We start from the raw sequence: 13,577 nt of genomic DNA on the forward strand, positions 1-13,577 counted from the left end.
TCAGACTTCCTCGGCAGATGAGTTGACAGGGCCGGCGCTCCAGCGCCAGGCCAGCAGGGCTTCGCCCTCGAACGTGTCGTGATACGGACGCCCCGTGACCGGCTGGCCGATCACGGGCTGCGCAGCACTGGCGTCCAGAGTGCCGAGCAGGCGTGTGCCGCCGGCATCGTCCAGCTCCACCACCACGCTGATGTAGGGAATGGCCAGCCCCTTCGGCGCGCCGAAGTCGTGCCAGGTTCGGGTCCAACTGTAAATTCGCCCACGCGGCACCAGCGCGTGCCAGCTCTGGCTCCAGCCGCCGCATTCACCGCAGCGCCAGACCGCCGGCCAGTTCCATCGGGAACAGCCGTCGCAGCGCTGCATTTTCAATTGCCCCTGGGCCAGCGCGGCCCAGTACTCGCCATCGGCACCAATACCTTTCACTGTTTGACTCCCTTGTTATTGTGGTGGCCCGCACGCAGGCCCCGGCGCAGGCGCCGTTCAGAGTCCCAGCGCGGTTTTCGCGAGGATGTTGCGCTGGATTTCATTGGTCCCGGCATAGATGCTGCCGGCCCGTTCGTTGAGGTAACGCAGCGGCGCCAGGGCCGCGAACCGCTCGCCATGGAAGCCCGGACCGCCATGGGCAATGCCGACGGCACCACCGGGGAATCCGGCCTGGGGCTGGAACGCCAGGCCGTAATGGCCGGCAGCGTCCAGGCCCAACTCGGTGACTGCCTGTTGCAGCTCGGTGCCGAGGATCTTCAGCACTGAGGCCGACGCCCCCGGAGAACCACCCTTGGCCAGGGCCGAGAGGGTCTGCAGTTCATACATTTCCAGCGCCCGGACCTGACACTCGACCTCCGCCAAACGCGCCATGAACAGCGGGTCCTCGGGCAGGCTGCGCCCAGCCTGCCCCGGTGCCTGCCGGGCAAAGCCCCGCAATTCACGCAGGCGCGCCAGCATCTGTGGCGCGTAGGCCGCGCCACCGCGTTCGAATTCGAGCAGGTACTTGGCGACGGTCCAACCTTCACCGATACGGCCCACGACCTGGGTCTTGGGTACCCGCACCCGGTCGAAGACGATCTCGTTCTGGATGTGCTCGCCGGTCAGCGAGACCATCGGGCGCACCTCAACGCCGGGGCTGCGCATGTCGATCAGGACGAAACTGATGCCCTTCTGCGGGCGATCTTCCCGCGAGGTACGCACCAGGCAGAACACCCAGTTGGCGACATGGGCGTGGGTGCTCCAGATCTTGCTGCCGTGGCAGAGCAGCGCGCCGCCGACATACTCGGCGGGCATCGACAGGGCCGCCAGGTCGGAGCCGGCTTCGGGCTCGGAATAGCCTTGGCACCAGAAATGCTCGCCGCTGAGCATGCGCGGCAGGAAGAACGCTTTCTGTTCGGCGGTGCCGAAGGCGATCAACGCCGGCGCACACATCTGCAACCCCATGGGCGAGGTGGGCGGCGCAAAGGCCTTGGCTTTTTCCTGGGCGAAAATATAGTGCCGGGCAACGCTCCAGTCGCAACCGCCGTGCTCCAGCGGCCAGGACGGCGCCAGCCAGCCTTGGGCGAGCAGCTTGAGCTGCCAGCGCAGGGCCAGTTGGTGGTCACCGTAGACGCTAGTCATCCAGCGTCCGGCAGCCCGCAGGTCATCGCTCAGCTCGCGCTCGAAAAACGCCTCCACTTCTTCGCGGAAGGCCCGCTCTTCGGCGGTCCACTGCAGGTTCATGAGGCGCTCCCCTTGCCGCCGTCCCAGCGCGGTGCGCGTTTCTCCGCGAAGGCTCGCGGCCCTTCAAGGACATCGGGTGAACGGAACAGGGCACGGGTAGCCGGGTAGCCGGTCTGGGCCTGATAAGCGACGCGCAGCTCGGGCGTTTCCAGGCCACGACGGACGATTTCCTTGGAAGCGCGGATCGACATCGGGCTGCAGGCGACAATCTGTTCGGCCCAACGCAGGGCCGTGGGCAGCAGTTCGGCGGGGCTGGCGAGTTCGTTGACCAGGCCCAGTTCCAGCGCTTCGTCGGCGCTGACGTGGCGACCGGTGAGAATCATGCCCATGGCTTGCTGGTAGCCGATCTGCTGCGGCAAGCGCAGCAAACCACCCGCCAGGGCAGCGAGCCCGACCTTAGGCTCGGGCAAGGCGAAACTGGCGTTATGGCTGGCGATAATCAAGTCACACGCCAAGGCAATCTCGAAACCGCCGCCCATGGCCAGGCCGTTGACGGCGGCGATCACCGGTTTGTTCAGATCGAAGCGCGAGGTCAGCCCGGCAAAGCCGCTGACGGGTACTTCCACCTGCTCGCCGCGGGCCATGACGATGGCGGTGTACTTGAGGTCGTTACCGGAAGAAAACGCCCGCTCACCGGCGCCGGTGATGATCGCTACCCATTGCTGCGGATCGGCGGCGAAGTCATCGAAGATCTGCGCCAGCTCGGCGTTGGCGTCACGGTGCAAGGCATTCATCTGCCCCGGGCGATCGATGGTCACCAGGGTGATCGGCCCGCGCCGCTCGACGCGAGTGAAGCGCAGCGCCCGCGGGCGGGCTTCGGTGTCCAGGCGCCAGCACGATTTGCCGAATACATCTTGATAAAGGTGGCCGCTACGGCCAATGGCGTTGTGAGTCTCCGACAGCAATACCGCCATCGCCTCCTCGTCATCGACGCCAACCCGCGCCATGGCTCGCGCGCCCTGCGGCGTACGCAGGATCACCACGCCCTGGCGCGGCTGGCCGTCGCGGTCGTGGAGCACGGTGTAGCTTTCGATGCTGGCGGGGCCGTGATAGTCGAGGTCGAGTGCCGGGACGGCGTCTTGTTGCGGCGCCGGTTTGCTGTCCAGCGACAGGGGCTGCGCCGGTGCGCGACGGCTCAGTACCAGCGACTGGTGTTTGGTGACGAAACCGCCCTGCCCGTACAGCAAACCAAGGTCCGACGGTGCGTCTCGCAAGGTCCGCACCATGGCGCAAGTGGCGTGGCCCATATAGTTGTTGAGCGGCCCGCCGAAAAAACTCAGGCCGCCACAGACCGTCGGCGCCGGCCCATCGGCGGGATCGAGGCCAAGGTTTTCCAGGGCCATCTTCACCACCACCGGGAAGCAGCTATACAGCTCCAGATGCTGGAAAGCTTCGCCCTCGGCCAACGCCGAAGCCTCCTCGAGCACCGCTTCCTGGGCAGGGCTGCGGCTGTAGTCGTCACGGTCGAGAAAGTCGTCGGCCTCGCTGGCCAGGGCGCCGCCCCAGACATACACCAGACGATCCTCTGCTACGCCCATCGCCCGCGCCTTGGCAAGGCTGGTGACCAATACCGCGCTGGCCTGGTTGACGTTGGGATTGGCGACCATCCATTTGCTGTAGGGCCAGCAGATCAGGCGGTTGTCTTCGCTGCGTTCGGCGATCTGTTCGGCGCTGGGTGCTTCACGGCGCCAGGCACTCGGGTTGCTCGCGGCGACCTGGGCAAAACGTGCCCACAGCCGCGACGAGTCGATATGCCCCTGGGCCGGACTGTTTTTTTGTCGGGCCTGCCAGGCCATTTCATAGAAGGGGTACATCTGCACCGGCTCGCGAATGCCCAGGCTGCGGGCTACGGGACGGGTGGCAATGGAGTCGTTGGCAAACCGGCAGGCACGCTCGCGGGAGGCGATGGGTGTCCAATCCAGCTTCAGCCCTTGGCGACGGGCCTTGCTGATGGAGCCCATGGCTTCGCCACCGACGATCAACGAGGTCAACTCCTGTCCGGCAGCGATTCGCAGTGCCGCTTCGTGGATCAACCGCACCGGGGTTTCACCGCCCATGGAGGCGTTGACCACGCGATCAGGCTGGATGCCCAGCCTCGCGCAGAGCGCCTTCGCCGGATCTTCATAGCGCCAACTGACCAGGCCGACCACTTCCAGCGACTGCACGTGCGACAGCAGTTCGGCGCCGCTGTCGGCATTGGCGGCACGGGCAGCGAGCTCCATCAGGGCGAGGGGTTCGAGGGCGTCGCGCACGTCATCGGGGCGATCGACGCATTCGCCGACCCCGATGATCACGGCGGTCGTTGCAGGATGGGACATCGGCAAATCCTCAAGGCGGTGGGGCTTGGCCCTTATTGTTCTTGGCGCCTCGGGACGATGGGGGATCGCACTCGGGACGTGCCATTTAATCTAACAGCAATAGATTGAATTTGAAAATACCCATCTTTCTGTCTTTGTTTTTAGCCACTATCGATAGACAAAGGCTGATTGACGGAGGATGTTTATCTAACTATTTTAGGTAAATGCCTGCTCATCCGGCGCGCTTGCGCCCCCCATGAAAAACAAGAACCTACAGGAACCCGAACCATGCCCTCACGCCTCACGCCCCTCATGACCATCGACGCGCAGTCCGCTGAATGCGCCAGCCAACTGAACGTGATCAACCCCGCCACAGGCGAAGTCATCGGTCACGCCCCGGATGCCGGCCAGTACGAACTGGACCTGGCGGTCGCCGCCGCACAGCGCGCCTTCCCTGGCTGGAAAGCCACGCCGCGCGCCGAGCGCCAGCAAGCCCTCCACCATTTCGCCAAACGCCTGGTTGAACATGCCGACGAACTGGCCCGGCTGTTTACCCTCGAGCACGGTCGCCCACTGAACCAGGCCAAGGAGGAAATACTCGGCGCCGCCCACTGGATTCGCGGTATCGCGCAGCTCGACACCCCCGTAGAAATCGTCGAGGAAACCGCCCAGCGCCGGGTCGAAGTGCACTACGACCCGCTGGGCGTGGTCTGCGCCATCGTGCCGTGGAATTTCCCGGTCCTGCTGGCCTCGTGGAAGATTTCCCATGCGCTGATCACCGGCAACACCCTGGTGCTCAAGCCCTCGCCCTTCACCCCGCTGACCACCCTGCGCCTCGGCGAGCTGACCCGCGACCTGCTCCCCGCCGGCGTGCTCAACATCATCAGCGGCGGCGATCACCTCGGGCCGCTGATGACCAGTCACCCAGGCTTCGCCAAGATTTCCTTCACCGGTTCCACCGCCACCGGCCGGCGCATCATGGAGTCGGCAGCCCGCGACCTGAAGCGCATTACCCTGGAACTTGGCGGCAACGACGCGGCCATCGTGCTGCCGGATGTGGATGTCGAGCAGATCGCGCAGCAACTGTTCATGGGCGCCTTCTTCAACAGCGGCCAGGTCTGCGTGGCGTGCAAGCGCCTGTACATCCATGACGCCATCTACGAGCAGTTGCGTGACCGCCTGCACCAGTTGGCGCAAAACCTGCCGGTGGGCGACGGCATGGTCGAGGGCAACGTCTTCGGTCCGATCCAGAACCTGGCGCAATACCGTCGAGTGCTGCAGATGCGCGACGAAGCCCGGGAAGCCGGCCTGACCCTGCTGGAGGGTGGCCCGGTGCCGGAAACCGGCTACTTCATGCCGCTGACGCTGGTGGACAATCCGCCTGAAGACGCCCGGGTCGTCACCGAAGAAGCCTTCGGCCCGATCCTGCCGTTGCTGCGTTTCAGCGATATCGACGAGGTCATCGCCCGCGCCAATGCCACCGAGTACGGCCTGGCGGGCGCAGTGTGGAGCAAGGACGTCGATCAGGCAGTGGCGATCGCCAAGCGCCTGGACACGGGCACCGTGTGGATCAACCAGAACCTGGAGTCCTCGCCGGGCGTTCCGCTTGGCGGCCACAAGCAATCCGGTTTCGGCGTGGAAAACGGCGTGGCCGGGCTGATGGAATTCGTCCAGCCGAAGTCGATTTTCATCCCCAAATCCGCCTGACCTACCCCAGTACGCCGCCACGACCCGCCGTAACCGGCCGGCCGCGGCGGCGCTTGCCCGGAGTACTCCCATGGATTCCACACCCCCCGTCACGCTACACACCGACCTCGCTGGCAAGGTGGCGCTGGTCACCGGCGCGTCCAGCGGCCTTGGTCGGCGTTTTGCCGTGGTACTGGCGGCCGCGGGCGCCAGCGTCATCGTCGCGGGACGCCGCGAACAGCGCCTGCGAGAACTGGTGACCGAGATCGAGCACGCTGGTGGCCAGGCCTTCGTCCAGGTCATGGACGTCCGTGATAGCCAGCAACTGCCAGCGGTGATCGAGGACCTGGTGCATCGTCACGGCAGCCTCGACATTCTGATCAACAATGCCGGCATCGGACGCCCGGCCAGCGCGTTGCAGACGACAGCCGGAGATATCGACGAACTGCTGTTCACCAACGTCCGCGCGCCGTTCGTGCTGTCCAGCGAAGTCGCACGGCACCTGATCGGCAGCGGCAGGCCGGGCAGGATCGTCAACATCGCCTCGGTGGGTGCCTTCCACTACAGCCCCGGCATGAACGCTGCGCTCTACTGCGCCTGCAAATCAGCGGTGGTACGCCTGACCGAAGCCCTGGCAATGGAATGGGCGCGCCACAGCATCAACGTCAATGCCATCGCGCCTGGCCTGTTCGAAACCGAGATGACTCAGGGCCAATTGCAGGAACATGCCGAGCGCATGCTCAGCCGCCTGCCCCGCCGCCGCGCCGGACAACCGGAGCAACTGGACAGCAGCCTGCTGTACCTGGTGTCGCCGCAATCGGAATTCGTCACCGGCATCTGCCTGCGGGTCGATGACGCACAGTACGCCCGCTAGGGAGCCCCCAATGAACAGTCCCCCCAAACCTGTTTCGCGCTTCTTCACCTCGCAGCGCCTGCAATTGCACTACGTCGAATGGGGCCACGCCGATGCCCCGCCCCTGCTGCTGATCCACGGCGGCCGCGACCATTGCCGCAACTGGGACCGGGTGGCCGAACACCTCAGTCGCGACTGGCGAATCATCGCCCCGGACCTGCGCGGCCATGGCGACAGCCAGTGGAGCAACAGCGGCCTGTACACCTACGACGCCTGGTTATGGGACTTGCTGGCCCTGACCGAACACCTGCGACTGGACCGCGCCACCCTGGTCGGGCACTCCCTCGGCGGCTACATCGCCTTGCGCTATGCCGCGGCGTTCCCCGAGCGCGTCCACAAACTGGTGTGCATCGAAGGACTGGGCCCGGCGCCCGAGGATGTCGAACGCAACCATCGCCGCAACAGCGCCGAGCGCCTGCGCGAGCAAGCGCTGTATCGGTTGAAACTGCCGGAGCGGCAGAGCCATCGTTACGACAGCCTGGAACAGGCGCTCGTCCACTTTCACAGCCGCAATCCCAACCTGAGCGCGGCCCAGGCCGAGCACCTCGCCAGCCACGGCAGCCGGCGTCTGGAGGATGGCCGCTACGCCTGGAAATTCGACGACTTCGCCCGCAAGCCTGCGCAGCTCTGGAGCAGCGAGGCGGAACTGGTAGAACTGATCGAGGCGATACGCTGCCCCGTCCTGCTACCGTGGGGCGAGGACAGCTTTTTCTCCCTGACCGACAACCAACGGCGCATCGACCACTTCAGCGACGCGCGGGTCGTTCTGTACGCCAATGCGGGGCACTGGCCGCATCACGACCGGTTCGAGGATTTCGCGCGGGAGGTGGCAGGGTTCGTAGCAGATAACGGGCACAATGAATGACGCTGTACCCACCAAACCAATGATGAAAAAAAGTAGCGATCTACGACTGCGGTTCCGCTGCCTCCGACAACACGAAGCTCATGTCATCAGTGACACTGCAGCAAACGCGTGTCTCTCTCGCCGCTCTCAGCCATGTGCTCCAGGCAATCCTGGACGATCAGGCTTGCCTCTTCCATGACAGCAACCTCCTTCAACAAGGTAACCGAATCGCCCTGTGCATGAGCACGCAGCGCCGCGAAGGCCGCGTCGTGGACTTTCTTGTGAGGACTGTCTGTATCGCGGTAGCCGGGTAGTTGGGCGTAGCTGGTCTTGCCCTCACCTTCGTAATACCACTTGCCAAGCCTGCAATGGGTATGGAGTGCAAAACTGGATTCGCTTCTATTGGAAATACCGAACAGAACCTTGTACACGCGAAACTTGTAAATCAGATGATCAACTTTCGCCAGCTCGCAGAAACTGCGCAACGCCGAGGCCTAGACCGTTTGTTCGCTGGTGGAAGACATACTCAGAAGACGTCTCATGGTATCCGCTGCGGCCTGCCCATCCTTGCTGAATGACGCTGAATGCTCTGCAAGGGAGGCGATCTGATCGCGACTGTCCCAGCTATCCACACGAATCTTCCCCACCAAGGTGGTGATTTCCGCAGTAGCCTCCGCAGTGCGCTTGGCCAGCTTGCGCACTTCATCGGCCACCACCGCGAAGCCACGCCCGGCGTCGCCTGCGCGAGCCGCCTCAATGGCGGCGTTGAGCGCCAGAAGATTGGTCTGGTCAGCAATCTCCTTGATCATTTGCAGTATTCCACCGACTTTCTGCGCCTGCCCATCAAGCTGTCCGATCTTGTGCGAGGCCTCTTCCGAAGTGCCTGCCAGTGTCTGGAGGTTGACCGCAATCAGGTCGATCGCATTGCGGCTATCCATAGAAATGAGCTGGGCCTGTACTGCGTGTTGCCGCTCATCGCCCATGGTCCCAGTCAACTTGGCGAAGGAGGACTGGGTCATCTCCAGCGAATGCGAAAAGGTAGCGAGATTGGCGGCCAGATCTTCGAACTTCTTGATACGACCGTGGCATTCGACAACCTGCTGTTCTGCTTGTGCGAGGCGACCATTGGCGGCCTCCAGATCATGGTTTGCAATCTCGAATGCTCGTTTCAAACGCTCAACCTCAGCGCCGCGTGAATCTGCCTTCTTCCACCATACTTTCATGCTGTACCTATATCGATCAAATTCCAGAATCGTGTCGTTCATCTGCATGCAGCCGCCAGCGTTCTACCTCATCGAACAATCGCGGTTGAAACCTGCCGCGCGCTCAAAACCGTCACCCGGATAGTTTCTCTGAACCTCCTTTTGTTGCCATGCCGTGGAGCAATGCATGGCGCATTAGTCCGGTATCAAAGGCAAAAAACCGGCTCAATGGCCGGTTTCTTTGTCATTCGTCAGGGTTCGGGCGGACTCGTTACGTACTGATCAATCCGCCAGAAATGCCTCCAGAATAGATGTCAGCCACTCTGGTCGATGTTCTTGGGCCGAGTGATTCGCAAATGGAAAATCCCTGGAGCACTGTCAGGGTGCTGTTGAACAGGGTTATCGGCGCCCATAGCTGGCGGCTCAAGTTTCCGGCCATACCGGCGTGTACACTGAATACCATCCGAGTCCATCTTGGTCTTTGTGAGAAATCGCCATTCGCGATCGCTCGCAAACCTGATGCAACTGGGGGCATAACTGGGGGCATATTTGAACTTTTCCTACCTGAAAGTATTGTCCTAGAGCCCAGTCAAAATGTTTTTTGGCGACCCGGATAGCCTGTAACAGATTCCACCGAGCTCCGAAAAAAGTGTTAACCCCATGTTGAGTGGCCTTAACACATCAGTCATTGAAACTGTCATGGCGCACTCAACAACAGATTGCAATCTCGGCCTCGCACCATCCGAGGCCAGACCGCTTACGCCTTCAGGCTAAGACCTTTTGTGACGTCACACTCTCCACTCAGGCTCAAACCAATTCGGCTAAAGATGCCGGATTGAAGCCCTTCAGATCCGCATAATCGCCCTTTTCCACTTTGGCGGCCCAATCCTTGTCACTCAGCAGAACACGTCCTACTGCGATCAGATCAAACTCTTCGCGTTCCATACGCTCGACGAGCCGATCCAGACTCGCCGGGGTTGAGCCTTGGCCGGCGAATGCGTGAGTCACATCATTATCCAGCCCGACCGAGCCGACGCTAATGGTTGTGGCTCCAGTGACTTTCTTCGCCCAGCCTGCGCAGTTCAGCCCGTTTTCACCATCAATTTCGGGAAACTCAGGGTCCCAGAAGCGTCGCTGCGAGCAATGCAGAACATCAACACCCGCCTCGACCAACGGTAGCAGCCAGTCTTCCATCAAGGCAGGCGTCTCGGCGAGGCGCACCCCAAAGTCCTGCTGCTTCCATTGGCTAACGCGCATGATGATAGGGAATTCGGGCCCGACCGCGTGACGAACTGCAGTCACGATCTCTGCGGCAAAGCGGGAGCGTTCTTTGATCGTCGGTCCGCCATAACGATCGGTGCGCTGATTGGTGCCGGCCCAGAAGAACTGGTCGATCAAATAACCATGAGCCCCATGGATCTCAACGGTGTCGAAACCCAGTCGTTTGGCATCCGCCGCGGCCTTGGCGAAAGCAGCAACTGTGTCTGCAATATCTTCTTCGCTCATTGCCACACCGCGCCGGTCGTTTGGCGAATCGAGGCCAGATGGGCTTTCAACCGGCGCATAAGGCTCCCAGCCGCTGACGTCACGCACTGCGCCGGTGTGCCAGAGTTGCGGCCCCATACGGCCCCCAGCCTTGTGAACAGAATCGATCACGTTCTTCCATCCAGCGAGTGCTGCTTCACCGTGGAAAAAAGGAATGCCGGAACCGTTACGTGAAGCGGGACGATCAACGACGGTCCCTTCTGACAAGATCAACCCGACCCGCCCCTCAGCCCGCCGCCGGTAGTATGCAGCGCTCCCTTCACCGGGGATGCCCTCCGGCGAGAACTGCCTCGTCATCGGCGACATGACAATCCGATTTTTCAGTTCAAGCGACCGAATGGAAAAAGGACGGAATAAAACGCTGGTATCAAGGTTTGACATTGGATGGACTCCCATTTGCTTTTGGAAGCCATATAAGTATATTTTGTAAACCAAATGTCAATTAGGCACTTAGAGTCGCCTAGGTATATATAAGGAAACTTCGATGCTGGAATTAAAGCCGCAATGTTTTTCATCGGAGTGCCCAAGCCGGGCGCTGTTCGACCAGATCGCAGACAAGTGGTCAATGATGGTTCTGGCGGTGCTGGATGACGGGCCGCATCGCTTTAACGCCATCAGGCGTCGCCTGGAGGGCGTCACTCAGAAGGCACTGACTCAGTGCCTGCGGCGCCTGGAACGAAATGGCCTCGTCTCGCGCAAGGTCATTTCGTTCTCGCCTGTGGCGGTCCAATATGAGATCACTCAACTGGGTCGAACACTGCAGCAGCCATTTCGCGAATTGCATAAATGGACGCTCGACAAATTGCCTGAGGTTGAAGCGGCCCGGTTGAAGTTTGATGAGGCTGCGGAGGTAAGCTGACGGGCGCCGTCACGCAAACTTTTGATCAAGGTCGATGAAACCATCGGCCCGCCAATCCCAATCCTGGGCGTCGGCGGCATCGGGGGCGGGTGCTCCACCGTATTCCATGGGCCGGTCGATATAGGCCGTCATCAGGCCACAATCCCTGGCTGCCGCAAGATCGCTGTGGTGGCAGGCCACCAGGCAAAGTTCATTGGGTTTCAGATCCAGCGCCCTTGCCGTGGAAAGGTACGCGGCAGGATCCGGCTTATAGGTTTGTGCGAATTCCGCCCCCAACAGCGCGTCCCATTGCAAACCGTTGTACCGGTTCATTGCGACCATCAAGGCCACATTGGCATTGGACAAGGTCACCACCGCAAAGCGTCGGCGCAGCAGGGCCAGCCCCTCGGCCACATCCGGCCAAGGGTCCAGGCGGCGCCAGGCATGGGCAAGCGTGTGCAATACCTCGGGGGCAACCTGGTCGACTTCCAGACCGTAAGTCGTCAACAGCTGGACCAGCGTCTCGTAGTGCAATGTGTCCAGGACAACGAAGCCTCCATGCCCCTTGATGCACTCGCGCAGCGCTGGCGAATACAACCGGCGCCATTGCATTGCAAATTCTGCGGGGCTGACAGCGGGCAGGTAGGTCGACACGAATGCACTCGCCTCACGTGCAATGCCTGAATGCCAGTCAACCACCGTACCGAACACATCAAATGCCAACGCTCGTGGAAGCGCCATTGGATGACTCCCTCTGGTATTTACGACCTCCTAGCAAGCCGGCCACTGAGGCGTTGGACGCCACCGGTGGGCTCAGTCCGAAACCACGCTGAGGCGTGAGTACTTGATGAGCTTAGCCTTATCCATTTTCAATCGCCATCGACTGATCTCCGCAATTCCGCCCCGACTTTCATCCACCGATACCGGTTTTAATGTTTCTTACCGCCACCATCAACTGTTGGTCTAACTCAATCAAGGGCTGACCGAAAAACCTCCTGAAAAGTGCGGTTGGCCGTACATCGTCCAGCAAATCGAAATGTCTTCCCAGCGCCCTTCCCGTGCGAATAATCAGGTTCGCAGTCCTCTTGTTGCCGGCGAATCCTCCATGGATCAGCATTTTCGTGGGCAGAACCGAGTGCTCTCGGGCCATTTCGATTACCCGCGCGCACAAATACACGCAGGTCAGGAATACCTGTTCATGCTCATCCCCCGCAATGAACTGCTCGCGTCCACCATTGAGGGTCGCTAATCCTTCTGCCCCACCGTGGGTGATTCGCTGGAGTTCCTCAAGATCGAAATTGACCAGGTCAAACTCGCTGGCTCGAAGTAGCGTGCAATACGACCGAGCCGTACCTGCAGCATGTCCCCTGACCTTTACTTGCCACTGCCTGAATTCAGTCAATTCGACGGCATGGCCCGCGGACTGGCTGCACTGCAGATAGTCATCGAGCACCTGCGCGATATTGACGCTGGTTGGCACCCAGGAACGACGGAGCCGGCCTCTTTCACGCCCGTAGCTGAGCCTGGGCGCCGTACGCTTGATCACCGATGTCGAGAAAAAACAGCGCAGGTCATAGCCAATCATGAAGAGCGCAGCCTCGAAACAATGACTGCGTTCTTGCAACGAACCGCTAAACATAGGCGCCCCGGCCAGGGTCGCCTGGATGATCCAACCAAGTTCCAGTTGGCTGCGCGCCCATGAATAGCTCTCTACAGCCTTGGAGAAGAATTGCGGCGACCTGGTAAAACCGAATGCACCAGGATCACGGATCTGCGCCCCGCGCGCGGCACCTGAAGGAAAACTGAGTTGCGCTGGCGTCTGTTTGTCTTGACGGTAAAGTGCATACAGCATGGCGATCGCCGCACCAACCCGGCTGTCGTAGATCGGCGCCCCCGTTCTGTCGAGCAGCGAGTGAATCTTGGTCAGCCCCGCATCGAAGCGCAGGATGCTGCTCTCATCCAATTGGGAAAGCTTTTGATTGGAATTCAGGTCAAAAAGCGGAATACGGCTATCGAGATATTGTACGAGCTTCCCATGACGACGAAGCTGGTGGAGAAAAGGTATAGCTCCGCGAACACCACCCCATTGCAATACCGCGAGGCAAGCATTGTAGGCAGCGCTATCGCACTTCAAAGTCAGTGCTGTCGTCAGTCGGGTACGAAGCAGATCGAGCGATGCCTTCGTGCTGATCCAGTCCGCGGACTTCACCCACTCCCCGGTCTGGTCGTCGTGCCAAGCACTTCCCCAACAGTACAGTGCGTGCACGTTTTCGATGCCCACGACCTGCTGGTTCAACCCGTCATCAACAAACCTGCTTTTCGGAAACCGTAGGTGCACAACAAGCCCGGGAAGCTCCACTTGAAGCCACTCGACAAAACTTCGCACATCCGGCTGTGCGAGAAAGGCTTTACGATCCATAGGCCTGCCAATGTCCCAAAGTAAAAATAACTGACGTGCCTGCTGCTCGCCAATGACCGGATCCATCCCGCGTCGTTAGCAAAACGAGACGAGTGCGCCAGGCTGCGGCGCAAGACTTACCCGCCG

General features: G+C 61.1%; 11 protein-coding genes and 1 pseudogene. 4 read left to right on the plus strand and 8 right to left on the minus strand.

Features of this window, described 5'->3' with window-relative positions; all coding sequences use genetic code 11:
- From AC515T_RS15760 to AC515T_RS15770, 3 genes are read right to left on the minus strand one after another with little or no spacing between them, the layout of a single operon-like run.
- Nucleotides 1-423: a Zn-ribbon domain-containing OB-fold protein gene (locus AC515T_RS15760; protein WP_496529062.1), complete on the minus strand. Its 423-nt coding sequence runs from the start codon at nucleotides 421-423 to the stop codon at nucleotides 1-3.
- Nucleotides 424-480: 57 nt separating this feature from the next.
- Nucleotides 481-1,707 (minus strand): acyl-CoA dehydrogenase family protein, encoded by a 1,227-nt coding sequence (locus AC515T_RS15765; RefSeq protein WP_496529063.1) that lies wholly within the window; start codon nucleotides 1,705-1,707, stop codon nucleotides 481-483.
- Entirely contained in the window at nucleotides 1,704-4,025 is a 2,322-nt protein-coding gene (locus tag AC515T_RS15770; protein ID WP_496529064.1) for an enoyl-CoA hydratase-related protein, read from the minus strand. Before AC515T_RS15770 ends, AC515T_RS15765 begins: the two co-directional genes overlap by 4 nt.
- Nucleotides 4,026-4,292: 267 nt before the next feature.
- On the opposite strand from AC515T_RS15770, the gene AC515T_RS15775 reads away from it, so the two are divergent.
- The 3 genes from AC515T_RS15775 (at nucleotide 4,293) to AC515T_RS15785 (ending at nucleotide 7,468) form a co-directional block, all read left to right on the plus strand.
- Nucleotides 4,293-5,711: an aldehyde dehydrogenase family protein gene (locus AC515T_RS15775; protein ID WP_496529065.1), complete on the plus strand. Its 1,419-nt coding sequence runs from the start codon at nucleotides 4,293-4,295 to the stop codon at nucleotides 5,709-5,711.
- Nucleotides 5,712-5,781: 70 nt separating this feature from the next.
- Entirely contained in the window at nucleotides 5,782-6,564 is a 783-nt protein-coding gene (locus AC515T_RS15780; RefSeq protein ID WP_496529066.1) for an SDR family NAD(P)-dependent oxidoreductase, read from the plus strand.
- Nucleotides 6,565-6,574: 10 nt separating this feature from the next.
- Nucleotides 6,575-7,468: an alpha/beta fold hydrolase gene (locus AC515T_RS15785; protein WP_496529067.1), complete on the plus strand. Its 894-nt coding sequence runs from the start codon at nucleotides 6,575-6,577 to the stop codon at nucleotides 7,466-7,468.
- Nucleotides 7,469-7,554: 86 nt separating this feature from the next.
- Here AC515T_RS15785 and AC515T_RS15790 read toward each other — a convergent pair whose 3' ends face one another.
- The 3 genes and pseudogenes from AC515T_RS15790 to AC515T_RS15800 all read right to left on the minus strand — a co-directional run bounded on the left by AC515T_RS15790 (nucleotide 7,555) and on the right by AC515T_RS15800 (nucleotide 10,575).
- Entirely contained in the window at nucleotides 7,555-7,932 is a 378-nt protein-coding gene (locus AC515T_RS15790; RefSeq protein WP_496529068.1) for a CZB domain-containing protein, read from the minus strand.
- A gap of 9 nt (nucleotides 7,933-7,941) precedes the next feature.
- Nucleotides 7,942-8,262: pseudogene (locus AC515T_RS15795) on the minus strand (methyl-accepting chemotaxis protein); the annotation flags it as partial.
- 1,194 nt (nucleotides 8,263-9,456) lie between these two features.
- The gene (locus tag AC515T_RS15800; protein WP_496529069.1) at nucleotides 9,457-10,575 is read right to left on the minus strand and encodes an NADH:flavin oxidoreductase; all 1,119 of its coding nucleotides are present in this window, start codon (nucleotides 10,573-10,575) and stop codon (nucleotides 9,457-9,459) included.
- Between the two features lie 103 nt (nucleotides 10,576-10,678).
- Between AC515T_RS15800 and AC515T_RS15805 the strand changes: the two genes are divergently transcribed.
- The gene (locus AC515T_RS15805) at nucleotides 10,679-11,053 is read left to right on the plus strand and encodes a winged helix-turn-helix transcriptional regulator (RefSeq protein ID WP_305467085.1); all 375 of its coding nucleotides are present in this window, start codon (nucleotides 10,679-10,681) and stop codon (nucleotides 11,051-11,053) included.
- A 9-nt stretch (nucleotides 11,054-11,062) separates the two neighbouring features.
- On the opposite strand, the gene AC515T_RS15810 is transcribed toward AC515T_RS15805, so the two are convergent.
- Entirely contained in the window at nucleotides 11,063-11,773 is a 711-nt protein-coding gene (locus tag AC515T_RS15810; RefSeq protein ID WP_496529070.1) for a haloacid dehalogenase type II, read from the minus strand.
- Between the two features lie 169 nt (nucleotides 11,774-11,942).
- On the minus strand, nucleotides 11,943-13,517 hold the full coding sequence (locus AC515T_RS15815; protein ID WP_496529071.1) for a hypothetical protein: 1,575 nt from the start codon (nucleotides 13,515-13,517) through the stop codon (nucleotides 11,943-11,945).
- Between the last annotated feature and the right edge of the window lie 60 nt (nucleotides 13,518-13,577).

This window comes from Pseudomonas sp. FSO-7 (assembly GCF_059579345.1).

Coding starts and splice junctions, on each gene's coding strand:
- AC515T_RS15765 (WP_496529063.1), bottom strand. CDS start 1,707: ATGAACCTGCAGTGGACCGCCGAAGAGCGGGCCTTCCGCGAAGAAGTG.
- AC515T_RS15770 (WP_496529064.1), bottom strand. CDS start 4,025: ATGTCCCATCCTGCAACGACCGCCGTGATCATCGGGGTCGGCGAATGC.
- AC515T_RS15775 (WP_496529065.1), top strand. CDS start 4,293: ATGCCCTCACGCCTCACGCCCCTCATGACCATCGACGCGCAGTCCGCT.
- AC515T_RS15780 (WP_496529066.1), top strand. CDS start 5,782: ATGGATTCCACACCCCCCGTCACGCTACACACCGACCTCGCTGGCAAG.
- AC515T_RS15785 (WP_496529067.1), top strand. CDS start 6,575: ATGAACAGTCCCCCCAAACCTGTTTCGCGCTTCTTCACCTCGCAGCGC.
- AC515T_RS15800 (WP_496529069.1), bottom strand. CDS start 10,575: ATGTCAAACCTTGATACCAGCGTTTTATTCCGTCCTTTTTCCATTCGG.
- AC515T_RS15805 (WP_305467085.1), top strand. CDS start 10,679: ATGCTGGAATTAAAGCCGCAATGTTTTTCATCGGAGTGCCCAAGCCGG.
- AC515T_RS15810 (WP_496529070.1), bottom strand. CDS start 11,773: ATGGCGCTTCCACGAGCGTTGGCATTTGATGTGTTCGGTACGGTGGTT.
- AC515T_RS15815 (WP_496529071.1), bottom strand. CDS start 13,517: ATGGATCCGGTCATTGGCGAGCAGCAGGCACGTCAGTTATTTTTACTT.